We start from the raw sequence: 24,704 nt of genomic DNA, 5'->3' as shown, positions 1-24,704 counted from the left end.
TCCCCCGCCCGTCCGGTGCCTGTCCCGGTATCCGGACTTTCCTTCCAGAGCCCTGGAGTTGTCCCCATGACGCTGCTGACCACCTGGTCCGAGTCCGGCCCCGAGACCCTGGTCCGCCGCACCTCGGACCCCGCCGAGATCGCCGAGGCCCTCAAGCCGCTCGGGGTGCGCTACGAGCAGTGGCCGGTGCGCGAGGACGTCCCGTTCGACGCCGACAGCGAGACCGTGTTCGCCGCCTACGGCCCCGAGATCGACAAGCTGAACGCCGAGGAGGGCTTCACGACGGTCGACGTCCTCGGTCTGCACCCCAGCGACGACCCGGAGTTCCCGGCGAAGGCCAAGGCGGCCCGCGAGAAGTTCCTGCAGGAGCACACCCACGACGACGATGACGAGGTCCGCTTCTTCGTCTCCGGCTCCGGGATCTTCTACCTGCACGTGAACGGCGAGGTGCACGCGGTCTTCTGCGAGAAGGGCGACCTGCTCGGCGTGCCCAGGGGCACCACCCACTGGTTCGACATGGGGACCAACCCGTCCTTCACCGCGATCCGCTTCTTCCACGAGGAGGACGGCTGGATCGGCACCTTCACCGGCTCCACGATCGCCGCCCGCTTCCCGGACTACGACACCATCGCGGCGGGCTACGAGGCCGACCGGGCCGCCGCATGACGTCGCACTACGACGTCGACGCCGTGGTGCTCGACATCGAGGGCACCACGAGCGCCACGGGGTTCGTCGTCGACGTGCTGTACCCGTACTCGCGCTCACGGTTCGCCGCGCTGCTGACCGAGCGGTCCGGGGACCCGGAGGTGGCGCGGGCGGTGGCCCAGGTGCGCGCGGAGATCGGCGAACCGGACGCCGACGCCGCACGCGTCGAGAAGGCCCTGCACACCTGGCTCGACGAGGACCGCAAGGCGACCCCGCTGAAGACCCTCCAGGGCGTCATCTGGTCCGAGGGCTTCGCCCGGGGCGACCTCGTCTCGCACTTCTACGACGACGTCGTACCGGAGTTGCGCGCCTGGCACTCGGCGGGCGTACGGCTCTACGTGTACTCGTCCGGGTCGGTCGCCGCGCAGCGGGCGTGGTTCACCAACAGCCCGCAGGGCGACCTCACTTCGCTGCTCTCCGGGCTCTACGACACCGAGAACGCCGGGCCCAAGCAGGAGGCGGAGTCGTATCACCGGATCGCCTCGGCGGCCGGCATCGCGCCGGACCGTCTGCTGTTCCTCTCCGACCGGCCCGGCGAACTGGACGCCGCCCGTGCCGCGGGCTGGCACACCGTCGGGATCCGGCGGCCCGGGGAGCCCTACTTCGAGCAAGGCGTCGGCGACCACGCGCAGGCGGGGACGTTCGACGAGATCACCGTCTCCAGGAGCACCACATGACCGCCGACATCAGCGCACTCGACCTGGAAGAGGCGGGGGCCGTGCTCGCCGCCGAGTCCGCCCGTTTCGCCTCCTTCGGCTGGATGCGGGGGACCTCCGGCAACCTGTCCGTGGTGCTCTCGCGGGAGCCGCTGCGGCTCGCCGTCACCGCCAGCGGCCACGACAAGGGCGAACTGACGCCCGCGGACGTGGTGCTGGTGGACGGACAGGGGGCGGCCGTACAGGGCGGGAAGCCGTCCGCGGAGGCCGAGCTGCACGCGCGCGTGGCGGCGCTCACCGGGGCCGGTGCCGTGGTCCACGTGCACACCGTCGCCTCGGTGGCCATGGGGAAGCGGAAGCCGGGCGGGATCGTCTTCAGCGATCTGGAGATGCTGAAGGGTGTCGGGCAGCCCGCGCACGACGTCGAGGTGACCCTGCCGGTCATCGCCAACAGCCAGGACATGAAGGTGCTCGGGGACCGCCTGGAGGAGGCGCGGAACCCGCGGATGCCGGCGGTGGTCGTGGCCGGGCACGGGCTGTACGTGTGGGGCGCCGATCCGCGCCAGGCCCGGCATCACACCGAAGTGGTCGAGTGGCTGCTGGAGTTGGAGCTCGCGGGCCGCTGAGACGGCGACAGGGGATGCCCGGGGCGGGGAATGCCAGGGGCGAGGGTCCCCCTCTCGTGTCCGAGCGTCTACTGCAGCCGGTCGCCGGGGAGTTCGCCCGCCGAGACCTCCAGCACGCCCCGCTCGGTCACCAGGCCCGTCACCAGTCGTCCCGGGGTCACGTCGAACGCCGGATTGTGGCCCCGCGAGCTTGCCGGAGCGGTCCGTACCCCGGCCCACTCCAGCACCTCGGCCTCGTCGCGGAGTTCGATGTGGATGTCGTCACCCGTCTTCGTGGCGAGGTCGACCGTCGTGGTCGGTGCCGCCACCAGGAAGGGGATGCCCGCGTCGGCGCAGGCGAGGGCGACGCCGACGGTGCCCACCTTGTTCGCCGTGTCCCCGTTCGCCGCGATGCGGTCGGCTCCGACGATCGCCGCGTCGACCTCGCCGCGCAGGATGGTGCCGGCGGCGGCCCCGTCCGCCTGGACATAGTGCGGGATGCCCTCCTGGACCAACTCCCAGGCGGTCAGCCGGGATCCCTGCAGCAGGGGGCGCGTCTCGTCGGCGTAGACGACCTCCAGGCGGCCGCGCGCGTGGAGTTCGCGGATGACACCGAGGGCCGTACCCCACCCGGCCGTGGCCAGCGCGCCCGTGTTGCAGTGCGTGAGGATCCGCAAGGGGCGGCCCGGGCTCACCTTCTCCAGCAGCCAGTCGGCGCCGAAGGCGCCCATCGCCCGGTTGCCCTCGACGTCCTCACGCTGGACCGCGGCAGCCTCCTCGAGGACCGCGTCGAGGCCCTCGGGCAGGCGGGCGGCGACCCGGTCGACGCAGACCATGAGGTTGACGGCCGTGGGACGGGCCTGCCGGATGCGGCCGACGGCCTCGCGGAGCCGTCCCTGCTTCCAGTCCTCCCGCTCGCCCTGGAGCAGCGCGATCGCGACGCCGTAGGCTCCGGCCGCCCCGATGGCCGGAGCGCCGCGCACGACGAGGCGCTGGATCGCGCCGACCAGCGTGTCCACATCGCGGACGACCACCGTCTCGGTGCGGTGCGGGAGCAACGTCTGGTCTATCAGCGCGAGACCGGATCCCGTCCACTCGACAGCGCGCAGTTCCTGGGGCATTTCGGGGCACTCCTGATGTTCTGGTGGGTCTCGCTCACCGTACATGAGCCGCACATACCACAGTGCGAGATATTCGAACGTATACCCGAGACGGCAGGACGCTGAGCAGCGTCCATAATGACCTGAGACATCCGACGTCTCAGCCCACCGCAGGGCGAGAAGGAGGCCGGACATGGCTGTCACCGACGAGGCGATCGAGAAGATCAAGGGAATGATCGTCTCCGGCGCCCTGCGCCCCGGCGACCGGCTCCCCAAGGAGAGCGAACTCGCCTCCGAACTGGGGCTGTCCCGCAACTCGCTGCGCGAGGCCGTGCGGGCGCTGTCTCTGATCCGCATCCTGGACGTACGACAGGGCGACGGCACGTACGTGACCAGCCTGGACCCGCAACTCCTGCTGGAGGCGATGAGCTTCGTCGTGGACTTCCACCGCGACGACACGGTCCTGGAGTTCCTGGCGGTGCGCCGCATCCTGGAGCCGGCCGCCACCGCGATGGCCGCCTCCCGGATCAGCGAGCAGCAACTGGACGCGTTGAGCGCCCAGTTGGAAAAGCTCGGCGGCAGCCCGTCGGTGGAGGAACTGGTCGCCTGCGATCTCGACTTCCACCGCGGGATCGTGCAGAGCTCCGGCAACTCCGTGCTCTGCTCCCTCCTCGACGGCCTGTCGGGTCCCACCACCCGGGCCCGGATCTGGCGCGGACTGACCCAGGAGGACGCGGTCAGCCGCACCCTGCACGAACACCGCGCGATCCTGGCGGCCCTGCGGGACCGGGACGCCGAGGCGGCCCGCTCCTGGGCGACGGTCCACATCGCGAGCGTGGAGCAGTGGTTGCGCTCCACGCTGTGAGAAGCCTGTGTGAAGCCTCCGAGCGGCACCGGAACAGGGGGTGTTCCCGGGTGGCGAACGGGGCAGTGATCGTTCACTCCCCCGTGCAAGGGGGCTGCGAGCGCCCCCGCCGGACGCCGTAAGGTTGGTGCGTTAAGCGAGGGCACGTCGGAAGGAGGCGCTGGGTGATCGAGCTCGAGGGGGTTCCCGAGCTGATCGACCCGGTCATGGTGGCCGCGTTCGAGGGCTGGAACGACGCCGGCGACGCCGCCTCCACCGCGGTCGCGCATCTGGACAGGGAGTGGAAGGGCGAGGTGTTCGCGGCACTCGACGCCGAGGACTACTACGACTTCCAGGTGAACCGCCCGACGGTGTGGCTGGACGGCGGAGTGCGAAAGATCACGTGGCCGACGACAAGGTTGTCGGTGGTCCGCGTCGGCGGTGACAAGCCGCGCGATCTCGTACTTGTCCGAGGTATCGAACCGTCGATGCGGTGGCGCTCGTTCTGCAACGAACTGCTGGGCTTCGCCCACGAACTGGGCGTGGAGCTGGTGGTGATCCTCGGCGCGCTGCTCGGTGACACCCCGCACACCCGTCCGGTTCCGATCAGCGGGACCACGTCCGATGCGGACCTGGCCCAGCGGATGGACCTGGAGGAGACCAAGTACGAGGGTCCCACGGGGATCGTCGGCATCCTCCAGGAGGCCTGCGCCCACGCGGGCGTGCCCGCGGTGTCACTGTGGGCGGCCGTTCCGCACTATGTGTCGCAGCCGCCGAACCCGAAGGCGACGCTGGCCCTCCTGAACCGGCTGGAGGACCTGATCGACGTACGGATCCCGCTGGGCGAGCTTGCGGAGGACGCGCGCGCCTGGCAGGTGGGCGTGGACCAACTGGCCGCCGAGGACAGCGAGGTCGCCGAGTACGTCCAGACGCTGGAGGAGGCCCGGGACACCGCGGAGCTGCCGGAGGCCTCGGGCGAGGCGATCGCCCGGGAGTTCGAGCGGTATCTGCGGCGCCGGGACGGCGGCCAGCCGGGTCAGCCGGGCGGACACGCGACCGCGGACGGCAGCGACAGTTCAACCTATCTGCGGGACAGCCCCGGCGGCCGTACGAAGCCTCCCAAGCCGCCGAAGCCGGAGGCGGAGACGGAACCGGAACGGGCACCCGACCGGGAACCGGAGACGGACGACGAGGACTCGTCGCCGGAGGACTGAGCGGATGAGGGCGGTGCACACGCACCGCCCTCTCCGGTCTTTCAGCTCTGGATCCGGTTCACCGCCACCGCGTCGTAATCGGTGGTGGGCGTGGGCTCCACGTCGAACCGCGCGTTGGGCAGGTACAGGCGCCTGCCCCAGGCGGCGACCGTCGTCGGGATGCGGAAGCGCGGGTCGGTGATGCGGGTGATCGCGGTGCCCCGGGTGCCGGAGTCGTTCAGCCGGAACACGTCGATCGCGTTCTGCTGCTGCTGGACGGCGTAGAGGGTCCGGCCGAGCAGCAACAGGCCGTCGCCGTTGGGGAGCTTCGCCGTGCCGAGGTCGACGGCCCGGGCGGTGCCGGTGCGCGGGTCGACCCGCATGAGGCCGCCGCCGTTCGCGAAGCCGTTGACCACGAGCAGGGCTCGGCCGTCGGGGGTGCGCTCGATGCCGTTGGCCGTGAAGTCGGGCCCCTGCTGCCAGTCCCCGGTCAGGGGTACGGTCGTCACCGCGCCCTTGGCCAGCTTGTAGAGCACCGGCTTGAAGGAGTCGGTGAACCAGGCGGCGCCCGGGGTGAGGACCACGTCGTTCACGAAGGTGCCGCCGGTGGCGTACACCTGCTCGGTCTCACCGGAGCGGACGTCGACGGTCCGGATCTCGGCGCTGTCACCGCCGGCGAGGAAGAGTCTGCGGCCGTGCCGGTCGATCTTCAGGCCCACCGTCGGGCGGCCGGTGCCCTTCGCAACGATCCCGCCGCGGCCGGTGGCCAGGCTCGCCCGGTAGATGTCGCCGTTCGCGAGCGAGCCGAACCAGGCGTACGGCTCGGAGCCGATGGTGATGCCCTCGGGCTGGAAGCCGTCGGGCAGGGGGAACTGCGCGGGCCACGCGGCGTGCCGGGTTTCGGTCGCGTGCGCGGTGCCGCCGAGCAGGGACGCTCCGGTGAGCGCTGCGGTCGTGGTCAGGAGTGTGCGACGTGCGAAGGAACGGTCTGCGGGTGCCACGGTGCGTCCTTCCGCAAGGGGGCCGACGCGGGGCCGGCCGAACGGTCAAGCAACGCTCCCACCCCATCACATGACAGCGGCCCCCACAGGCTCCGGCCGGATTGTGACGTGACATCAGTTTCCGGATGGATTGCGTCCGATGCCCGATTCAACTTCCGCTGACCCGCCCGAGCAGCAGGAAGGGGCGCTTCCCTCCGCAGGGAGAAAACGCCCCTTCCGTTCGGCCTCCTAGAGAGCCACGCCGAGCAGTGCGTCCACCGCGCGGGTCACGACTCCGGGGGCGCCCATGTCGGTGCCGCCCTGCTCTTCCTGGAGGGCGGCCCACCGGTCGACGGCGGTCAGCGCGGTGGGCGCGTCGAGGTCGTTCGCGAGGGCCTCGCGGATCTCCTCGACGAGCTCTTCGGCGGAGGGCCCGTCGGGCCGGGAGACGGCGGCACGCCAGCGGCCCAGCCGGTCCACGGCGTCCTGGAGGACCTGGTCGGTCCACTCCCAGTCGGCCCGGTAGTGGTGGGCGAGCAGCGCCAGCCGGATGGCGGCGGGGTCGACGCCCTCGCGGCGCAGCTGCGACACGAAGACCAGGTTGCCCTTGGACTTCGACATCTTCTCGCCGTCGAGGGCGACCATGCCGGCGTGGACGTAGGCCTTGGCCATGGGGAACTCGCCGGTGAGCACCTGGGCGTGCGAGGCGCCCATCTCGTGGTGCGGGAAGGCGAGGTCGGAGCCGCCGCCCTGGACGTCGAAGGTCATGCCGAGGTGGTCCAGGGCGATGGCCACGCACTCGATGTGCCAGCCGGGGCGTCCCCGGCCGAGGGAGGCGCCGTCCCAGCTGGGCTCGCCCTCGCGGGCGGCCATCCACAGCATCGGGTCGAGGGGGTTCTTCTTGCCCGGACGGTCCGGGTCGCCGCCGCGCTCGGCGGACAGCAGCCGCATGGCGGCCGCGTCGAGGTTCGAGACCTTGCCGAAGTTCGGGTCGGACTCGACGGAGAAGTAGGTGTCGCCTTCGAGCTCGTAGGCGGCACCGGCGTCCCGCAGCCGCTCGACGAGCGGCACGATCCCGGGTATCGCCTCGACCGCACCGATGTAGTGCCGCGGCGGCAGCATCCTGAGGGCGGTCATGTCCTCGCGGAAGAGGACCGTCTCCTTCTCGGCGAGGGCGGCCCAGTCGATGCTGTCCCGCTCGGCGCGCTCCAGGAGCGGGTCGTCGATGTCGGTGACGTTCTGGACGTAGTGAACCTGGCGCTTGGTGTCGAGCCACACGCGCTGCACGAGGTCGAACGCGTTGTAGGTCGCCGCGTGCCCCATGTGGGTGGCGTCGTACGGCGTGATACCGCAGACGTAGAGACGGGCGACAGGACCGGGGTCGAGGGAGACCAGACCACCGGTCGCGGTGTCGTGGATCCTCAGGTCGCGGCCCTGACCAGGCAGGGCGGGGACCTCGGAAGCGGGCCAGGCATGCATGTCATGAGCCTAACCGGACGGATGTTCCGTATACGAACCGGACCGGGCCGGATGGCCGGTAAGGCCTTCTTGCGCGGTACGGCCCGGTGTGCAGTGTGCGCCGCGGGCCTGGGTGCGGTGGCCTGCTAGACGGGCGGCCAGGGAATGGCCGGCCACTCGCCGCTCGGCTCGGGATGCTTCCCGGAGTCCAGCAGCGCGTCGATACGCGCGCGTGTGGCGTCGAGTTCGGCGGGGATGATCAGAGCGGCCAGCCGGGCGGCCAGCTCGCCCGACAGGGCCTCCTTGAGGCCTTTCAGAACGTCGACCGCCTCTCCCGTCAGCGGCTCGCCCGCCCAGCCCCACAGCAGGGTCCGCAGCTTGTTCTCGACGTTGAAGGTCACACCGTGGTCGATGCCGTAGAGCCGGCCGCCCTCGGCGGGCAGCAGATGGCCGCCCTTGCGGTCCGCGTTGTTGATCACCGCGTCGAGGACGGCCAGCCTGCGCAGCCGCTCGTCGTCCGCGTGCACCAGCAGCGCGGTCTTCCCCTCGCCGACCTCGGCGAAGCCGATGGCCTTCCAGCCCGGCTCGGGCTCCTCGCCGTCGACCAGGGCGAGGAGTTCGCTGCCGGGCACCCCCTCGATCCACAGCTGGCACATGCCCTCGCCGAAGGGCCCGTCGCGCAGCACGGTGGGCGGCACCAGGCCCCAGCCGGTCGCCTCGGACACCTCGTACGCGGCGACCTCGCGCTGGGCGAGGGTGCCGTCCGGGAAGTCCCACAGGGGGCGCTCGCCGCGGACCGGCTTGTAGACGCAGAGGACCTCCTGGCCCTCGTACGAGACGGAGCAGTGCAGCACCGCGTTGGAGGCGTCCCGGATCTGCCCGCGTACCGTCAGCTCGCCCCGGGCGAGCACCTCTGCCGTGGTCACGCTCCGCGGCGGTATCCGTTCTGGCGCGGACATACGTGTCCTTCCGGGTCGAGCGGGAGGCTGCACAGCGGGCACGGCGGCCGCCCCGCGTTGACGACGTCGAGGGCGCGCTTGGCGAAGGCCCTGGCCTGCGCGCCGGTGAGGCGGACCCGCAGCATCGGGGGCCCGTTCTCCTCGTCCTGGAGGAGCCTCTCCTCGGCCTCGGCGAGGTCCTCCTCGGATTCGGCCTCCAGCTCCACGAGGGCCTGCGCCTCGACGATCATGCGCTGCTCCTCGCCGTCCCAGGCGAGGGCCATGGTGCCGACCCGGAACTCCTCCTCGACGGGGGTGTCGAGGGGCGCGGTGTCGGCGATCTCGGTGGGCGGCACGGCCGGCACGGGAGCGCTGCCGCCGCTGCGGCGCACGACCTCGTCGAGGAGTTCGTCCATCCGCTCGGCGAGGGCGGCCACCTGCGTCTTCTCCAGGGCCACGCTGGTCACTCTGGGGCCGGCCGTGGCCTGGAGGAAGAACGTACGGCGCCCGGGCAGTCCGACCGTGCCGGCCACGAAGCGGTCCGGCGGGTCATAGAGGAACACCTGACGGGACACGTCCTGTCTCCATGGATTCGTGAGTACGGGAACGACGGGAACGACGGGATCGTCCGTGCGTCAACGCGCTTGTGTGAACCGCTTCACCCTACTGCGCCCGACGATCACGGTGCGCCCGCACCACCCCCCACCGGGGCGTCACCGCCCGCGGCCTCCTCGCGCGGCACCAGGGAGGCGAAGTCGCCGGTGTCGCCGAGGCGGACAAGAAACGGCCGCAGCCGTGTGTAACGGATGACGGTGATGGAACACGGTTCAACAGAGATCCTCTGGAAGAGGTCGAGATGAAGTCCGAGTGCGTCGGCGACGAGCGACTTGATGATGTCGCCGTGCGAGCACATCAGATAGACGGCGTCGGCTCCGTGGTCGCGCTCCACGCGCGCGTTCCACTCGCGTACGGCCTCCGCCGCGCGCGTCTGCATCGCCCGCATGGACTCGCCGCCGGGGAACGCGGCCGCCGACGGATGCGCCTGGACGACCTCCATGAGCGGCTCGTCACCGAGCTCGGCGAGCTTGCGCCCGGACCAGTCGCCGTAGTGGCACTCCCCGATGCGCTCCTCGCTGTGCGCCCGGAGACCGGGCCGGGCGTCGAGCAGCGGCTGGATCGTCTCCTGGCAGCGCTGGAGGGGACTGGCGACGATCTCGGAGATCGGTACCCCTTCGAGCCGTCCGGGCAGCGAGGCGGCCTGCGCGGAGCCGCGCTCGTCCAGGGCGACCCCGGGCGTCCACCCGGCGAGCAGCCCCTCGGTGTTCGCGGTGGATCGTCCGTGCCTGACAAGGATCAACGTGGGCATGCGGCCCAGGGTAGGCGTACGCCGGACCGCGGCGTCCTTCGAGCGAGGGGAGAACACGCTCCGTGATCGTTGACTGTGCCATCTACCGGGAGGGACACCGGTCGGAGGGGCCCGAGGACCTGTCGGACGCGCTGGATCAGGCGCGGCGGGCGGGCGGGTTCGTCTGGATCGGGCTGCACGAGCCGTCGGAGAACGAGTTCGAGCTGGTCACGAAGGAGTTCGGACTGCATCCGCTGGCGGTGGAGGACGCCCTCAAGGCGCATCAGCGGCCCAAGCTGGAGGTGTACGACGACTCGCTGTTCGTGGTCCTCAAGCCGGTGGTGTACGAGGCGGACAGCGACACGGTGTCCGCCGGCGAGGTCATGCTCTTCCTCGGCGACGCCTTCGTGGTGACGGTCCGTCATGGCGTGGGCTCGCCGCTGAAGGCCGTGCGGGAGCGCCTGGAGCACGAACCGAAGCTGCTCGGCAAGGGGCCCACCGCGGTGCTGTACGCGGTGGCCGACGCCGTCGTGGACCACTACCTGGAGGTGGCGACGGAGCTGGGGACCGACCTGGAGGAGCTGGAGGCGGAGGTGTTCTCGCCGGACGGCGGCGGTTCGCGGGGCACCGCGTCGCGGATCTACACCTTCAAGCGGCAGGTCCTGGAGTTCCGCCGGGCCACCGTCCCGCTCACGATGCCGCTGACCCGGCTCGCGGGCGTCGGGGCGTACGGCGGGACGGTGCCGTTCGTGAACGACAAGGCACGGCCCTTCTTCCGGGACGTCAACGACCACCTCGCGCGCGTGAACGAGTCGGTGGAGGGCCTTGACCGGCTGGTGTCGGACGTGCTGTCGGCGCATCTCGCGCAGATGAGCGTTCGGCAGAACGACGACATGCGGAAGATCTCCGCGTGGGCGGCCATGGCGGCGATCCCCACGATGATCGCGGGGATCTACGGCATGAACTTCGACCACATGCCGGAGCTGCACTGGGTGTGGGCGTATCCGGCGGTGATCGTGCTGATGGCCGTGCTGGAAGTGCTGCTGTACCGGACGTTCAAGCGCCGGGGGTGGCTGTAGCGGGCGCTCAGGCGAACTCGGGGGCTGAGGTGGCGGGCCCGCCGAGGGCGTCGCGGCGCTCCGGCTGCTTCAGGGAGACCATGCGGCGCCAGCCCGCGGCGCGTTCGTAGGCGTAGACGCCGTGGATGCCCGCGGCGAGGACGGCGGACTTGGCCCGGGACCAGCCGAGGATGCGTCCCATGTGGGCCATCACCGCGAGGCTGACGTCCCGGTAGACGCGGATCTCGGCCAGCGCGCACTGCCTGAGCGTGTGCTGGATGGCACGGCCGTGGCCTGCGCGGGCGAGGCGCAGCAGTTCCTCGTGGCAGTAGGCGAGGTGGTTGTCCTCGTCGCCGGAGATCATCCGTACTGCCCGGCCGATGTCGGGGTGGTCGGCGAAGTGCTTGCGCAGCAGTTCCATCTGCTCGGAGGCCCGCTGTTCGGTGACCCGGCTGTGGGCGAGGTAGGTGACGATGTCGTGCACGGTCAGCGGCTCGTCGCTGTTGAGCTTCTCGTGGGCGAGGCCGATGCCGTGCTTCTCCAGGAGCATCGTGTAGTCCGTCTCCGGCGGCACCGGGACGGGTGCGAGACCGCGCTTCTTGATGAGGGCGTTGAAGATCCGCCCGTGCTTGTCCTCGTCGGCGCCGTGCCGGGCGATCCTGGGGGCGAGTTCGCGTTCGTCCGGCGGCACCAGAGCGGCGATGCGGGCGTTCTCCCAGCCGCCCTGCGACTCCCCGCTGGCCGCGATGGAACAGAACAGCCGGAAGGACTCGTCGTGGTCGAGGATCTCCTGGAACAGGCTCTTGGCCGAAAGCATCGTGGGGCACCTCTCTGCGGGACTCCGCGGCAATCCGCAAAGAACGAGTCAAATGCGGCGGGAGGGGTGCTGCAACAGCTGTGTCGGACGACTCCGCCAAAAGGGGGATGCCCTGGGTCACCAGGGGGCGTAACCGCGCGGGCGTGGGCGCGTTGAATCACGTGACGGCCGTGGCGGGGAAGACCCCCGAGCCCCCACCACGGCCGCGGAAGCCTCCGGCGGTCGAACGGGGTACGGCCCTGGCTGTGATCGCGCGTTCCGGACCGGCTCCGTGGCCGCGCAAGCGAGGTGCAGCGGTCCACGGAGCCGGTCCGCAGGGCAGGTCGGGGGAGCAGGTCTAGGCGAGACCCGCCCGCTCCAGGGCCTCGGTACCGGCGCGGAGCGACGCGAGGCGCTCGTCGAGGGTGAAGCCGGCGGGGGCCAGGGTCAGGGTGGTGACGCCGGCCGCCGCGTACTCCTTCATGCGGTCCGCGATGCGGTCCACGGAGCCGAGCAGTGTCGTCTTGTCGATCAGGTCGTGCGGGATCGCCGCCGCGGCGCCGTCCTTGTCGCCGGCCAGGTACTTGTCCTGGATCTCGGCGGCCGCCGCCTCGAAGCCCATGCGCTGGGCGAGCTGGTTGTAGAAGTTCTGCTTGCGGCTGCCCATACCGCCCACGTACAGCGCGGTGTAGGGGCGGAAGGTGTCGGCGAGCGTGGTGACGTCCTTGTCCTCGCCGAGGGCGAGCGGGAGGGTCGGGGCGATGTCGAACCCGTCGAGGGTCTTGCCCGCCTTCTCGCGCCCGGCACGCAGATGCCGGATCGCGGTGTCCTCCAGGTGCTCGGCGGAGGGGAAGATCAAGAGAGCGCCGTCGGCGATCTCGCCGGTCTGCTCCAGGTTCTTCGGGCCGATCGCGGCGATGTACAGGGGGATGTGCTCGCGCTCCGGGTGCACGGTCAGCTTGATCGGCTTGCCGGGGCCGCCGGGCAGGGGCAGTGTCCAGTGCTGGCCTTCGTAGGAGAGGCGCTCGCGCGACATGGCCTTGCGGACGATCTCGACGTACTCACGCGTGCGTGCCAGCGGCTTGTCGAACTTGACGCCGTACCAGCCCTCGGAGACCTGCGGGCCAGAGACGCCGAGGCCGAGGCGGAAACGGCCGCGGGAGAGCGAGTCGAGGGTGGCGGCGGTCATCGCGGTCATCGCCGGCTGGCGGGCCGGGATCTGGAAGATGGCCGAGCCGACGTCGATGCGCTCGGTCTGGGCGGCGACCCAGGTGAGCACGGTGGCCGCGTCCGAGCCGTAAGCCTCGGCGGCCCAGCAGACGGCGTATCCGAGCCGGTCGGCCTCCTGGGCGACGGCGAGATTGTCCGCGTCCATTCCGGCGCCCCAGTAGCCGAGGTTGATCCCGAGCTGCATGGCCGATTCCCCTTACCGATCAGTAACGTCCTTGTCGCAGACCATAGCGCGGCCGGGCGGTCCGGGGCAGGCCGCGGTCGGTGCCGTGACCTGGGGGCGATGACCGCGCACCTGTCTGAATCCGTTGTCCACAGGCCCCCACGCGACAGGTTCTGGCCAGTAATCTCGGCGTTCATGGAGCAGAGGCATCTCGGCCGTACCGGCCTGCGCGTGTCCCGCATCGGACTCGGCACCCTCACCTGGGGCAGGGACACCGACGAGCACGACGCTGCGGACCTCCTGAAAACCTTCTGGGAGGCGGGCGGCACGCTGGTCGACACGGCGGACGTGTACGGCGACGGGGAGGCCGAATATCTGCTCGGGCGCCTGATAGAAGGCCTGGTCCCGCGCCGGGACCTGGTCATCTCCACGAAGGCGGGCAGCGTGCCCGACCCGGACGTCCGCGTCGACGGCTCGCGCGGCCATCTGCTCTCCGCGCTGGACGACTCCCTGGCCCGGCTCGGCACGGACTACGTCGACGTGTGGCACATCCACTCCTACGACCCCTGCACCCCGTTGGAGGAGACGCTCCAGGCCCTCGACATGGCCGTCAGCAGCGGTCGCGCCCGCTATGCCGGGGTCTCCAACTTCTGCGGCTGGCAGCTGGCCAAGGCGGGGACCTGGCAGCTGGCTGCGCCCGGGACGCGGACCCGGCTGGCCGCCACCCAGCTGGAGTACTCGCTGCTGCAGCGCGGGGTGGAGCGCGAGGTGCTGCCGGCCGCGCTCGATCTGGGCATCGGGCTGCTGCCCTCCTCGCCGCTGGGCCGTGGTGTGCTGACGGGCAAGTACCGCAACTCCACCCCGGCCGACTCGCGGGGTGCCTCGGAGCATCTGGCGCCGTTCGTCGCGCCGTACCTCGACGAGACCGCGAGCCAGATCGTGGAGGCGGTGACCACGGCGGCCGACGGACTCGCGGTGACGCCGCTCCAGGTGGCCCTCGCATGGGTCCGTGACCGGCCCGGAGTGACCGCGCCGATCGTCGGCGCGCGCAACGCGCAGCAGCTCACGGCGGCATTGTCAGTGGAGGCCCTTAGTCTTCCTGACGAGATCTGCCGGGCGCTCGACGATGTGTCGGCGCCCGTGCACCGCTATCCCGATCACGACTGGAGCACGCTGTGAGCACGGAGCCGGAGCCCACGGAGGAGACCGAGCCGGGGACGCGGGGCGCCGCACCGGAGCCGGAGGGCACGGAGGAAGCGCCGGTGCAGGAGGCGGACGGCGCGGGGGGCGGTGAAGCGGGCACGGCGGAGTCGGCCGGGGGCGGCGCTGGTGAAAGCGTGAGCGAGGAACCGGGGGCCGACGCGGGCGAGGACGGTGACTCCACCGGCGTCGACGCGGACAGCGTGGAGAAGGCGCGGTTGTCCGAGGCCGAGGCCGAGTTGGCGGCGCAGCGGATCGAGCGGGAGCGGATCGCCCGGCGGAAGGCCGAGAAGCAGGGGCCCGTCGCGAGCGGGGCCAAGCTCAGCGGGAAGGCGGCCGATCTGCTGGCCGCCGTACGGGCGGTGGAGAGCGGGGCGAAGCCCGTGGCCGCCGTCTTCAGCGAGCCCGAGCCACCGCGTCGCCCCGCCCAGGAGCCGGTGCGGCCCCGGCCGGTGTCGGCGGAGGCGCTCGGCGCCGGCGGTTCGGTCGGCGCACCCGCGCCGGGGGCCGTGGAGGCCGTACGGCGTGTGCTGGCCGAGGGCGGGGCGCCGGAGGCTCTCGCGGCACAGGTGGCCGCGGTCCTCGGCGAAGGAGCCGACGACCAGCTGCGGGCGGATCCGTGGCAGTTGCTGCGGGTCACGGGCGTACGGCCCGAGCAGGCCGACGGGTTCGCGCGGGCGCTGCTCGGCGCCGAGTGCGCGCCGGACGACGAGCGGCGGGGGCGGGCGGTCACCGTCTGGCTCCTGGAGCAGGCGGCGCTGGCCGGGCACACGGTGCTGGAGATGCCGGCCCTTGTGACCGCGCTGGCCCAGCGGGGCGTGCCGGACGCCGACGCGGCCGTGCAGAGCACGATCGCCGAGGCCGAGGCCCTGGTCTTCCAGGACGCCCTCGACCCGGCGGCACCGGAGCCGGAGGACGACGAGGAGGGGGCGGAGCGGCCGGTCCGGATCCTGGTCGGCCTCGAGCGGTACGCCCTCGCGGAGGAAAGCCTCGCCGACGGACTGGCCCGGCTGATCAACTCCGTGCCCAAGGAGGACGGTTCGGCCGCGGACTGGGAGCGCGCCGCGGGGTCGGCCGAGGGCTCGGCCGCCGAGCTGATTCGCGCGGCCGCGGCGGGCGGCCTGGTCCTGCACACCGGCGGCGAGGCCTCCCTGACGGAACCGGCGGCGCTGCTGATGGCGGCGCGCGGGCTGGGGCTGCGGGCGTGGGCGGCCACGCACAGCCCACTGGGCCGCGACCGCTTCGGCGCCCTGCTCGACGAAGCCGCCACCCACGCACCCGGCCCCCACGCCCCCGACCGGCAGGTCGCCACCGTCGCCGGACTCCTCTCCGGCGCCGAGGGGCCCGGTCGGGATGCCGACGGAGCGTTCGATCTCGACCTGCTCGTCGTGCTCGACGCGCCTCAGCTGGACGTCGAGACGGCCGCGCTGCTCGTGGAGTCCTTGCCGGACGGGGCGCGGCTGGTGCTGGGCGGGGACCCGGCGGTGCTGTGGTCGGCGGGGCCCGGGCGGGTGTTCGCCGATCTGCTCGCCGCGCGGATCTGTCCGCAGGTCGCCTCGCGCAGGCCGGACCCCGGCCCCCTGGGCGAGCTGGTCTCCGGGATCGGCATCGGTGAGCTGAACCAGGTCGAGGCCCCCGGCAAGGAGGTCGTGATCGTGCCGGTGCGGGACGCGGGCGAGGCCGTGCACCGGACCGTGCAGCTGGTCGCGGACTCGGTGCCGCGGGCGATCGGGGTCCCCGCCGAGGAGACCCAGGTGATCACCCCGGGCCACGGCGGCGCCGTCGGCACCCGCGCGCTCAACGCGGCCCTGAAGGAGCGTCTCAACCCCGGCCCCGGCCGGTTCGGCGGATTCGACCCCGGTGACCGCGTCGCCTACTCCCCCGCACCGGGCCGTACGCTCCCGGGCCAGGTGGTGAAGGCCGACGCGGACGGCCTGCACCTGACCTGCTCCGGTGAGCCCGTGGTCGTGCCGAAGGAGCGGGTGGAACAGTCCGTGCGGCACGGCTGGGCCCTGACCGCGCACCAGGCGGTGGGCGGCCGCTGGCCCGCGGCCGTGGTGGTGCTGCCCGGGGACGCGGCGCAGGCCCTCAGCCGGCCCTGGGTCTACACGGCGTTCGGCAGGGCGGAGCGCCACCTGTCCGTGGTCCACGGCGTGGAACAGGCCCTGCCGAGGGCGGTCGCCGAGATCCCGGCCAAGCCCCGGACGACCCGGCTGCCCGTCCTCCTCGGGGCACAGACGCCGACGTCCGGCTGAGCCGCCCGAAAAAGGAGCGCGGCCCCGGAGAAATGTTCTCCGGGGCCGCGTTCCCGCGCCTCAGCGGCGATCGACGTCCAGCGGTTCCAGATCCTCGCCCTCGACGTCGGCCTCGTCGGTGTCGGCGTCGTCCAGGTCGTCGTCATCGTCGTCGAACACCGCGCTGACATCGAACCGGCACACCACCCGCTCGACGTCGACCTGCTCGAACGGCGTCTCCAGCCACTCCCCCGGCTCGGCCGGTTCGTCCGCCGCGGTCACCCACAGCGTGGAGTCGCCCTCCTCAAGACCGAACTCCTTGTGCCGGGAGGCGATCTCGTCGGGCTCGAACTCGCCGAACAGCACTTCCAGCGCACCGTGCACCGTGCCGGAGGCCTCCGTGCCGAGCCCCTCGTCGGCCGCCTCGACCCGCTGGGCCTGCGCCAGCAACCGCTGCGGCTCCACCACGGCGTAGTCACGGCGGATCAGCACGCTCAGCGCGTTCGGCTCCTCGGGGCCCGTGTAGGGCGGGGCGTCCTCCGCGCCGGGGATCTCGAAGGGGGTGACCTCGTCATAACGGTCGTAGAGCAGCTCGTCGTACACCTCGGCGGCCGCGGCCAGTTCGTTGAAGGCCTCGTATACGGCGGGGTCGTCCTCCCCCGACCTCCGTTCGACCGCGGCCAGGTGGCGGTCGAGCGCGGTCTTGACCGCCTCGGCGGCGGCACGTACCTCGGCAGCGGTGGGCTGCACAGCATCAGACATAGTGCAGACGCTATCCGTAGCGGGCCCCGGCCCGCACAATAGATGCGATGCCGGAATACGAATTTGTCGACGTGTACGTACCGCGGGGGGTCTCCCGCAAGGACGCCACACGTCTGCTGACGGACCATGCCGAGTACGGACACTGGGAGTTGGACCGACTGAGTCTCATGCGCGACGGCAGCCGCAGGGTGCGGTTGCGCCGGCGGATCATCCGCCAGGTGCGTGCCACGTGGTGAGACAGCACGAACGGAGCGGGCCCCGCCGTGGCGGGGCCCGCTCCGTTTCACCTGGTGTGCCCTAGGCCGAGGCCCTCGCCTTGCGGTAGAGCACCGCGCCCGCCAGGAGCGCCCCGGCGCCCACCGGGACGGCCAGCCCGATCGGCAGGTCGCTGCCGGTCTGTGCGAGCTGCGCGCTGCCCAGCGGCTGGGTGACCGTCTGGGTGCCGGGGTGGTTGCCGCCGCCGGGTCCCGCGTGCGCTCCGCGCGGGGTGGCCGGGGAGCCGGGGTGGCCGGGGTGGCCGGGCTCCACCGGGTCACCGGGGTGGCCCGGAGTGCCGGGCTGCGCCGGGGTGCCGGGCTGTTCCGGCGATCCGGGCGGGGTGTGCTGCCCGCCGCCGGAGCCGCCGGCACAGTCGTTGCCCATGGCGGGGTTGCCGATGCCGATGACGTCGACGCTGTTGCCGCAGGCGTTCACCGGGACGTCGATCGGCGCCTCGACGTGGTTGCCCGAGCCCACGCCGGGTGAGCCACCGGTGTGACCGCCGGCGTGCGAGCCTCCGGAACCGGAGCCTCCTGCACCCCCGTGACCGCCGTGGCCCCCGTGACCGCCGCCGTGCCCCCTGTGGCCGCCGCCGTATCCGCCGGGCGCCCCGCTGCCGCCGCCCTTGTTGGCGCAGCTGTTGCCCATCGCGGGGTTGAGGACCCCGACGACGTCCACGGTGTTGCCGCACGCGTTCACCGGTACGTGCACCGGCACCGACACGGTGTTGCCCGACAGCACGCCGGGAGAGTTCGCGCTTGATCCGCTCGCGCCCGCGTCGGCGTGGGCGGCTCCGCCCGCGGCGGCGATCACGCCGGTCGCGGCCGCCACTGTCATCAGGCCCTTGCGGGTGACTTGTCGCATGTACCTAATCCCTGCTTTCGACCTTGTCTCGAAATTCCGCCGTATCGCGGTTCTGTTTCTTTTCGAAAAGGCCGGTCGGCCCCGGAGTGCATGGCTTGCACTCCGGGGCCGACGGGCTCATCCCTGTTAACTAAGGGCGAGGCACAACGTCACTTGTTGATGCACGTGTTGCCGAAGGCGGGGTTCAGCAGGCCGATCACGGAGACCGTGTTGCCGCAGACGTTCACCGGGACGTGAACGGGAACCTGCACGACATTGCCGGACAGCACACCCGGGGAGCCCACAGCGGCACCCTGCGCACCCGCATCGGCGACGGCAAGGCCCGCGCCCGCGAGAACCAGGCCACCAGTGGCAGCCGCAGCGGCGACGACCTTCTTGATCATTGTTCCTCCTTGTTGGCAATGCGACCCCAAGTAGCGGACCGCATCACCTGTAACGAGGAGGGAGTAATGGGGATACGAGCTTATGAGCACATTCACTCTTCCCGGCCAATTTCGCACGCCCGGCCGAATAACCACGTCAACATGCGTCAGCTCACATCAGCTCACGTCAGCTCGCGTCGATGAACCGGTCGAGAACGCGCACGCCGAACTTCAGCCCGTCCACGGGCACGCGCTCGTCGACACCGTGGAACATTCCGGCGAAGTCCAGCTCCGGGGGCAGCTTGAGCGGCGCGAAACCGAAGCCCCGGATGCCGAGCTCGTCGAAGGACTTGGCGTCGGTGCCGCCGGAGAGCATGTAGGGGATCGCCTTGGCGGCCGGGTCCTCGGCGACCAGCGCGGACTGCATGGCGTCCACGAGCGCACCGTCGAAGGTGGTCTCGACGGCCTTGTCGGAGTGCACGTCCTCGCGCCTGACCTTGGGGCCGAGGATCTTGTCGAGGTCGGCGAGGAACTCCTCCTCGAAGCCGGGCAGGAAGCGCCCGTCGACGTGCGCGGTCGCCTCGCCCGGGATGACGTTGACCTTGTAGCCGGCGCCGAGCTGGGTGGGGTTGGCGGTGTTGCTGAGGGTCGCGCCGATGAGCTTGGCGATGCCGCCGAGCCGGGCGAGCGTGCCCTCCATGTCCTCCGGGTCCAGCTCGGTGCCGAGCGCGTCGCCGAGCTCGTCGAGGAAGGCCCGGGTGGTCTTGGTGACCCGCACCGGGAACTTGTGCCGGCCGAGCCGCGCGACCGCCTCCGACAGTTCGGTGATCGCGTTGTCCCGGTGGATCATCGAGCCGTGCCCGGCGGTGCCGGCCACGGTCAGCTTCATCCAGTGCATGCCCTTCTCGGCGGTCTGGATCAGGTAGAGCCGGCGCTGCTCGTTCACCGTGAAGGAGAAGCCGCCCACCTCGCTGATCGCCTCGGTGACGCCCTCGAAGAGGTCGGGGTGGTGGTCGACGAGGTGCCGGGCGCCGAACTTTCCGCCCGCCTCCTCGTCGGCGAGGAACGCGAGGACGATGTCCCGGGGCGGCCTGCGGCCGCTGCGCAGCCGGTCGCGGACGACCGCCAGGGTCATCGCGTCCATGTCCTTCATGTCGACCGCGCCCCGCCCCCACACGCACCCGTCGGCGACCTCGCCGGAGAACGGGTCGTGGGTCCAGTCCTGCGCGTTGGCCGGTACGACGTCGAGGTGGCCGTGGATCAGCAGGGCGGGCCGGGACGGATCCTCGCCCGCGATCCGGGCCACCGTGGAGGCGCGGCCCGGGTGCGACTCGAAGATCTGCGGGTCGAGCCCCACCTCGGCGAGCTTCTCCGCGACCCACTCGGCCGCCTTGCGCTCGCCCGGGCCGGAGTGGTCGCCGTAGTTGCTGGTGTCGAACCGGATCAGCTCGCGGCAGAGGTCCACGACCTCGTCCTCGCCGGTGACGCCCCTGGCCGTGTCCGTATCGCTCACGCTGTTCCTCCCGCTGTCACTGCTGGTGGTTGCCCTCATCCTCTCTCCGCGACCCGGTCGGCCCCAAAGCCGGGCCCGGCCCGTCACACGCCGTTCACGCGTGCCCCGGGAGGGGACGGGGGGTGATCGGGCCCTCTCGAAAGCCTGGTAATGTTTCCTTCGTCGCCGCGAGGGAAACCCCGCACGACAGACACCTTGTCCGGGTGGCGGAATGGCAGACGCGCTAGCTTGAGGTGCTAGTGCCCTTTATCGGGCGTGGGGGTTCAAGTCCCCCCTCGGACACCAGCCGAATCCCCTCGGCCGCTCTGGCGGCTGGGGGGATTTGTCGTGCAGGACTCCTTCTTCGCCGTATGTGGGGCATCTCTCGCTCACTGTAAAGATCACCAGGTCACAGGCGTGCGGCAGCTCGACTGCGCCCCCCCGAACGGCCTTGCCGAGTCGCTGTCCCGATGGTTCGAACCTAGCGTCGTACTAAAATTTCCGGCTTGTTACGAGCTGGAGCCGGACAACCCCAGGCAGACCTGCGGGCCCGCCAGCGCCCCGGAGGCCCGGGATCGAGACGCGAGGACCGATGGCAGCCATAGACGAGAGCAGCGCTCTCGGCCTGCTCAACGAAGAGTTCAGCGCAGAGATCCGCGCGCAGTTCGGTGACACCGCCCGTTTCTCCGGGGGTCCCGCGGCCTCCCCGCGCACCCTCGTCGACGTGTTCGACGCGTCCGTGCGGTCCTACCCCGACGAGCTCGCCCTGGACGACGGGACGGCCCGGCTCACCTACCGTGCCCTGGCCGTCGAGGTCGAGCGGCTGCGGCTGCGGCTCGCCGAGGCCGGGGTCGGGCTCGGCGACCGGGTGGGCGTCCGGGTGCCGTCCGGTACCAATGACCTCTACGTCGCGATCCTCGCCGTGCTCGCCGCCGGTGCCGCCTACGTTCCCGTCGACGCCGAGGACCCCGATGAGCGGGCCGAGCTGGTGTTCGGGGAGGCCGAGGTGCGGGCCGTGCTCGGCGCCGGGCACGAGCTGACCGTCAACGGGCGTGCCGAGGTCCCCGCCGCCCGGCCCGGCATCGAGCACGACGCGTGGATCATCTTCACCTCCGGCTCGACCGGCAAGCCCAAGGGCGTGGCGGTCTCGCACCGCAGCGCCGCCGCGTTCGTGGACGCCGAGGCCGCGCTGTTCCTCACCGAGGACCCCATCGGCCCCGGTGACAGGGTCATGGCGGGGCTGTCGGTCGCCTTCGACGCGTCCTGCGAGGAGATGTGGCTGGCGTGGCGGTACGGGGCCTGTCTGGTGCCGGTGCCGCGTTCGCAGGTCCGCAGCGGGGCCGATCTCGGGCCGTGGCTGGTCGAGCAGGAGATCACCGTGGTCTCCACGGTGCCGACGCTGGCCGCGCTGTGGGAGCCCGAGACCCTCAACGACGTACGGCTGCTGATCTTCGGCGGTGAGGCCTGTCCGCCCGAGCTGGCGCAGCGGTTGGTGACGGAGGGGCGTGAGGTGTGGAACACCTACGGGCCCACCGAGGCGACCGTGGTGGCCTGTGCGTCGCTGATGAGCGGCGAGGAGCCGATCCGGATCGGGCTGCCGCTGAACGGCTGGGAGCTGGCCGTCGTCGACGAGGCCGGGGATCCCGTGCCGATGGGCGCGAGCGGACAGCTGGTGATCGGCGGGGTCGGACTCGCCCGGTACCTGGACGCCGAGAAGGACGCGGAGAAGTACGCGCCGCTGAAGTCGCTGGGCTGGGAGCGGGCGTACCGCAGCGGTGACCTCGTGAAGGCGGAACCCGAGGGGCTGGTCTTCCTCGGGCGGGCCGACGAGCAGATCAAGCTCGGTGGCCGGCGGATCGAGCTCGGTGAGGTCGACGCGGCACTCCAGGCGTTGCCGGGGGTCGCGGGAGCGGCCGCCGCCGTGCGCACGGCCCGCAGTGGCAACCAGCTCCTCGTCGGGTACGTGGTCACACAGGACGGCTGGGACCATGCGGCGGCCGTGGACAGGCTGCGGGCCGAACTGCCCGCCGCGCTGGTGCCGTTGCTCGCCCCCGTCGACGACCTGCCGACGCGGACCTCCGGCAAGGTGGACCGCAACGCGCTGCCGTGGCCGCTGGAGGGGCTCGAAACCGGCGGCCCCGCGGAGGAGTTGTACGGCACCGAGGCCTGGCTCGCCGAGCAGTGGGCGGAAGTCCTCGGCATCCCGGTCTCCAGTGCTCGCGACGACTTCTTCGCGATCGGCGGCAGCAGCCTGGCCGCCGCCCAGTTGACCACCCGGCTGCGCACCCGCTACCCGAGCGCGGCCGTCCTCGACATCTACCAGCAGCCCACGCTGCGCAAGCTGGCCCGGCACCTGGAGAAGTCCGCGCAGGACGACGGGGCGGCGCGGGTCATCGCGCCGGTGCCGGTCAGGGCTCAGGTGATCCAACTCCTCGTCCTGGTCCCCCTGTTCACGCTGATGGGGCTGCGCTGGCTGGTGCCGCTGGCTGCCATCGGGAACCTCCTGCCTTCCTACGGCTGGCTGCCGTCCGCCTCCTGGTGGCTGGTCGGAGCCGGTGCCCTGCTGCTGTACAGCCCGCCCGGACGCCTCGCGATCGCCGCGGGCGGGGCTCGGCTGCTGCTGCGAGGCGTCCAACCAGGCCGCTACCAGCGCGGTGGCAGCGTCCACCTGCGGCTGTGGACCGCCGAACGGCTCGCCGAGTTCACCGGGGCGACCTCGCTGACCGGCTCCTGGCTGGAGCGGTACGCGCGTGCGCTCGGCGCCAAGATCGGTCCGGACGTGGATCTGCACTCGCTGCCGCCGGTCACCGGCATGCTCAAGCTGGGCCGGGGCGCCGCCGTGGAGTCCGAGGTGGACCTGTCCGGCTGGTGGCTGGACGGCGACCGGCTGGAGATCGGCCAGGTCAAGGTGGGCGGACACGCCGTCGTCGGCACGCGCAGCATCCTGTTCCCGGGCGCCCGGGTCGGCAAGCGGGCCGAGGTGGCGCCGGGTTCGGCGGTCACCGGGCAGATCCCGACCGGTCAGCGCTGGGCGGGCGCGCCCGCGGTCAAGCTCGGCAAGGCCAAGCGGAACTGGCCCAAGGAGCGGCCGGCGCGGGGGACGTACTGGCGGGTGATGTACGGCCTGACCGGCTTCTCCATGAGCACGCTCCCGGTGCTGGCGGGCGGCGCGGCCTTCCTGGCCGCCCGGCCGTTCCTCGCCGCGTTCGCGCCCCTGCAGGGTGCCTTCCTCGCCCTCGTCCCGGCCACGCTCGCCTTCGGGCTGGCCTACGCGCTGCTGCTCCTGGTCGCCGTACGGCTGCTGAGCCTGGGGCTGCGCGAGGGGACGTATCCGACGCACAGCCGGGTCGGGTGGCAGGCGTGGACCGTCACGCAGCTGATGGACCGCTCGCGCGAGACGCTGTTCCCGTTGTACGCCGGGCTGGTCACGCCGGTGTGGCTGCGGCTGCTCGGGATGCGGATCGGGCGGGGCGCCGAGGTGTCGACGGTGCTGGCGCTGCCGAGCCTGACGACGGTCGGTGAGGGCGCGTTCCTCGCCGACGACACGCTGACCGCGCCCTACGAGCTGGGTGGCGGCTGGGTCAGGATCGGGCGCGCCGAGATCGGGCGGCGGGCGTTCCTCGGGAACTCGGGGATGACCGCGCCGGGGCGGACCGTGCCGGACGGCGGTCTTGTCGGGGTGCTGTCGGCGACGCCGAAGAAGGCGAAGAAGGACACGTCGTACCTGGGGCTGCCGCCGGTGAAGCTGCCGCGCAGCGCGGCCGACAACGACCAGAGCCGGACGTACGAGCCCTCGGCGGGGCTGCTGTGGGCGCGCGGTCTTGTGGAGCTGTGCCGGATCGTGCCCGTGTTCTGCTCGGCCGGGCTGGTCGTGCTGACGATCGCCGCCCTGAGCGTGCTGGGGCCGTGGGCCTGGCCGCTGGCCGGGGTCGTGCTGCTCGCGGCCGGTTCGGTGGCCGGGCTGGTGTCGATGGCCGCCAAGTGGGCGCTCGTGGGGCGGCACCGCAGTGGGGAGCACCCGCTGTGGAGCGGCTTCGTGTGGCGCAACGAGCTCGCGGATACCTTCGTCGAGGTGCTGGCGGTGCCGTGGCTGGCGGGTGCCGTGCCCGGTACGCCGGTGATGACGGCGTGGCTGCGCGGGCTCGGCGCGAAGATCGGCAGAGGCGTCTGGGTGGAGAGCTACTGGCTGCCGGAGACCGACCTGGTGACGCTGGGGGACGCGGCGACCGTGAACCGCGGCTGTGTGCTCCAGACCCACCTCTTCCACGACCGGATCTTGCGGACGGATACTGTGGTGCTCCGTGAGGGCGCCACGCTGGGCCCTGGCGGGATCGTGCTGCCCGGCAGCACGATCGGGGCCCGCACCACGCTGGGCCCCGCGTCGCTCGTCATGGCCGCGGAGTCCGTCCCGGACGACACCCGCTGGCTCGGCAACCCGATCGAGGCATGGCGGCCCTGAAC

At 71.8% G+C, this 24,704-nt stretch carries 22 protein-coding genes and 1 tRNA gene; 11 read left to right on the top strand and 12 right to left on the bottom strand.

Annotated elements, in window-relative coordinates:
* Positions 1-66: 66 nt before the first annotated feature.
* The 3 genes from D1369_RS32880 to mtnB are packed head-to-tail and all read left to right on the top strand — an operon-like array spanning position 67 to position 1,987.
* Entirely contained in the window at positions 67-666 is a 600-nt protein-coding gene (locus tag D1369_RS32880; protein WP_007380884.1) for a cupin domain-containing protein, read from the top strand.
* On the top strand, positions 663-1,382 hold the full coding sequence (mtnC, locus tag D1369_RS32875; RefSeq protein ID WP_007380885.1) for an acireductone synthase: 720 nt from the start codon (positions 663-665) through the stop codon (positions 1,380-1,382). Before D1369_RS32880 ends, mtnC begins: the two co-directional genes overlap by 4 nt.
* Positions 1,379-1,987, top strand: a complete 609-nt coding sequence (mtnB, locus tag D1369_RS32870; RefSeq protein ID WP_007380886.1) for a methylthioribulose 1-phosphate dehydratase — start codon at positions 1,379-1,381, stop codon at positions 1,985-1,987. The genes mtnC and mtnB overlap by 4 nt, the downstream gene beginning before the upstream one ends.
* 68 nt (positions 1,988-2,055) lie before the next feature.
* On the opposite strand, the gene mtnA is transcribed toward mtnB, so the two are convergent.
* Positions 2,056-3,087 carry an S-methyl-5-thioribose-1-phosphate isomerase gene (mtnA, locus tag D1369_RS32865; protein ID WP_007380887.1) on the bottom strand — a complete coding sequence of 344 codons (1,032 nt, stop codon included), beginning with the start codon at positions 3,085-3,087 and terminating at the stop codon, positions 2,056-2,058.
* A 172-nt stretch (positions 3,088-3,259) separates the two neighbouring features.
* Here mtnA and D1369_RS32860 point away from each other — a divergent pair, with 172 nt between their 5' ends.
* Positions 3,260-3,931 carry a FadR/GntR family transcriptional regulator gene (locus D1369_RS32860; protein WP_007380888.1) on the top strand — a complete coding sequence of 224 codons (672 nt, stop codon included), beginning with the start codon at positions 3,260-3,262 and terminating at the stop codon, positions 3,929-3,931.
* A 164-nt stretch (positions 3,932-4,095) separates the two neighbouring features.
* Positions 4,096-5,124, top strand: a complete 1,029-nt coding sequence (locus D1369_RS32855) for a PAC2 family protein (protein ID WP_007380889.1) — start codon at positions 4,096-4,098, stop codon at positions 5,122-5,124.
* A gap of 41 nt (positions 5,125-5,165) precedes the next feature.
* Here D1369_RS32855 and D1369_RS32850 read toward each other — a convergent pair whose 3' ends face one another.
* The 5 genes from D1369_RS32850 to D1369_RS32830 form a co-directional block, all read right to left on the bottom strand.
* Positions 5,166-6,104, bottom strand: coding sequence for a hypothetical protein (locus D1369_RS32850; RefSeq protein WP_007380890.1), 939 nt, complete (start codon positions 6,102-6,104; stop codon positions 5,166-5,168).
* A gap of 228 nt (positions 6,105-6,332) precedes the next feature.
* The gene (gene mshC, locus D1369_RS32845) at positions 6,333-7,562 is read right to left on the bottom strand and encodes a cysteine--1-D-myo-inosityl 2-amino-2-deoxy-alpha-D-glucopyranoside ligase (protein WP_007380891.1); all 1,230 of its coding nucleotides are present in this window, start codon (positions 7,560-7,562) and stop codon (positions 6,333-6,335) included.
* 125 nt (positions 7,563-7,687) lie between these two features.
* A complete protein-coding gene (locus tag D1369_RS32840; RefSeq protein ID WP_202476948.1) occupies positions 7,688-8,500 on the bottom strand; it encodes an SCO1664 family protein in 813 nt (270 codons plus the stop codon).
* The gene (locus D1369_RS32835; protein ID WP_007380893.1) at positions 8,464-9,054 is read right to left on the bottom strand and encodes a DUF3090 domain-containing protein; all 591 of its coding nucleotides are present in this window, start codon (positions 9,052-9,054) and stop codon (positions 8,464-8,466) included. Before D1369_RS32835 ends, D1369_RS32840 begins: the two co-directional genes overlap by 37 nt.
* A 104-nt stretch (positions 9,055-9,158) precedes the next feature.
* Positions 9,159-9,845 (bottom strand): histidine phosphatase family protein, encoded by a 687-nt coding sequence (locus D1369_RS32830; protein ID WP_037899402.1) that lies wholly within the window; start codon positions 9,843-9,845, stop codon positions 9,159-9,161.
* Positions 9,846-9,907: 62 nt separating this feature from the next.
* Between D1369_RS32830 and corA the strand changes: the two genes are divergently transcribed.
* Positions 9,908-10,903: a magnesium/cobalt transporter CorA gene (gene corA / locus D1369_RS32825; protein ID WP_007380895.1), complete on the top strand. Its 996-nt coding sequence runs from the start codon at positions 9,908-9,910 to the stop codon at positions 10,901-10,903.
* Positions 10,904-10,910: 7 nt separating this feature from the next.
* On the opposite strand, the gene D1369_RS32820 is transcribed toward corA, so the two are convergent.
* Together D1369_RS32820 and D1369_RS32815 are read right to left on the bottom strand one after the other, a co-directional pair.
* Complete coding sequence (locus D1369_RS32820; RefSeq protein ID WP_007380896.1) at positions 10,911-11,699, bottom strand: ferritin-like domain-containing protein; 789 nt, start codon at positions 11,697-11,699, stop codon at positions 10,911-10,913.
* Between the two features lie 337 nt (positions 11,700-12,036).
* On the bottom strand, positions 12,037-13,092 hold the full coding sequence (locus D1369_RS32815) for an LLM class F420-dependent oxidoreductase (protein WP_007380897.1): 1,056 nt from the start codon (positions 13,090-13,092) through the stop codon (positions 12,037-12,039).
* A gap of 174 nt (positions 13,093-13,266) precedes the next feature.
* Here D1369_RS32815 and D1369_RS32810 point away from each other — a divergent pair, with 174 nt between their 5' ends.
* Complete coding sequence (locus D1369_RS32810; protein WP_007380898.1) at positions 13,267-14,250, top strand: aldo/keto reductase; 984 nt, start codon at positions 13,267-13,269, stop codon at positions 14,248-14,250.
* Positions 14,247-16,526 (top strand): helix-hairpin-helix domain-containing protein, encoded by a 2,280-nt coding sequence (locus D1369_RS32805; RefSeq protein ID WP_118082765.1) that lies wholly within the window; start codon positions 14,247-14,249, stop codon positions 16,524-16,526. Before D1369_RS32810 ends, D1369_RS32805 begins: the two co-directional genes overlap by 4 nt.
* 60 nt (positions 16,527-16,586) lie before the next feature.
* Here D1369_RS32805 and D1369_RS32800 read toward each other — a convergent pair whose 3' ends face one another.
* Positions 16,587-17,267 carry a hypothetical protein gene (locus tag D1369_RS32800; RefSeq protein ID WP_037899404.1) on the bottom strand — a complete coding sequence of 227 codons (681 nt, stop codon included), beginning with the start codon at positions 17,265-17,267 and terminating at the stop codon, positions 16,587-16,589.
* Positions 17,268-17,314: 47 nt separating this feature from the next.
* Between D1369_RS32800 and D1369_RS32795 the strand changes: the two genes are divergently transcribed.
* Entirely contained in the window at positions 17,315-17,503 is a 189-nt protein-coding gene (locus D1369_RS32795; RefSeq protein ID WP_007380901.1) for a DUF5703 family protein, read from the top strand.
* A gap of 61 nt (positions 17,504-17,564) precedes the next feature.
* Here D1369_RS32795 and D1369_RS32790 read toward each other — a convergent pair whose 3' ends face one another.
* The 3 genes from D1369_RS32790 to D1369_RS32780 all read right to left on the bottom strand — a co-directional run bounded on the left by D1369_RS32790 (position 17,565) and on the right by D1369_RS32780 (position 20,264).
* Entirely contained in the window at positions 17,565-18,389 is an 825-nt protein-coding gene (locus D1369_RS32790) for a chaplin family protein (RefSeq protein ID WP_118082764.1), read from the bottom strand.
* Positions 18,390-18,538: 149 nt separating this feature from the next.
* The gene (gene chpH / locus D1369_RS32785; RefSeq protein ID WP_007380902.1) at positions 18,539-18,772 is read right to left on the bottom strand and encodes a chaplin ChpH; all 234 of its coding nucleotides are present in this window, start codon (positions 18,770-18,772) and stop codon (positions 18,539-18,541) included.
* Positions 18,773-18,938: 166 nt separating this feature from the next.
* Positions 18,939-20,264: a M20/M25/M40 family metallo-hydrolase gene (locus tag D1369_RS32780; RefSeq protein WP_007380903.1), complete on the bottom strand. Its 1,326-nt coding sequence runs from the start codon at positions 20,262-20,264 to the stop codon at positions 18,939-18,941.
* 197 nt (positions 20,265-20,461) lie between these two features.
* Between D1369_RS32780 and D1369_RS32775 the strand changes: the two genes are divergently transcribed.
* Both D1369_RS32775 and D1369_RS32770 read left to right on the top strand, forming a co-directional pair.
* Positions 20,462-20,549: transfer RNA gene (locus tag D1369_RS32775), tRNA-Leu, on the top strand.
* Positions 20,550-20,835: 286 nt separating this feature from the next.
* The gene (locus D1369_RS32770) at positions 20,836-24,702 is read left to right on the top strand and encodes a Pls/PosA family non-ribosomal peptide synthetase (protein ID WP_007380904.1); all 3,867 of its coding nucleotides are present in this window, start codon (positions 20,836-20,838) and stop codon (positions 24,700-24,702) included.
* Positions 24,703-24,704 lie beyond the last annotated feature (2 nt).

The organism is Streptomyces sp. CC0208 (assembly GCF_003443735.1).
GTDB lineage: Bacteria > Actinomycetota > Actinomycetes > Streptomycetales > Streptomycetaceae > Streptomyces > Streptomyces sviceus.
The sequence above is the reverse complement of the archived record's forward strand: the minus strand, read 5'-3'. Positions and strand labels throughout refer to the sequence as shown.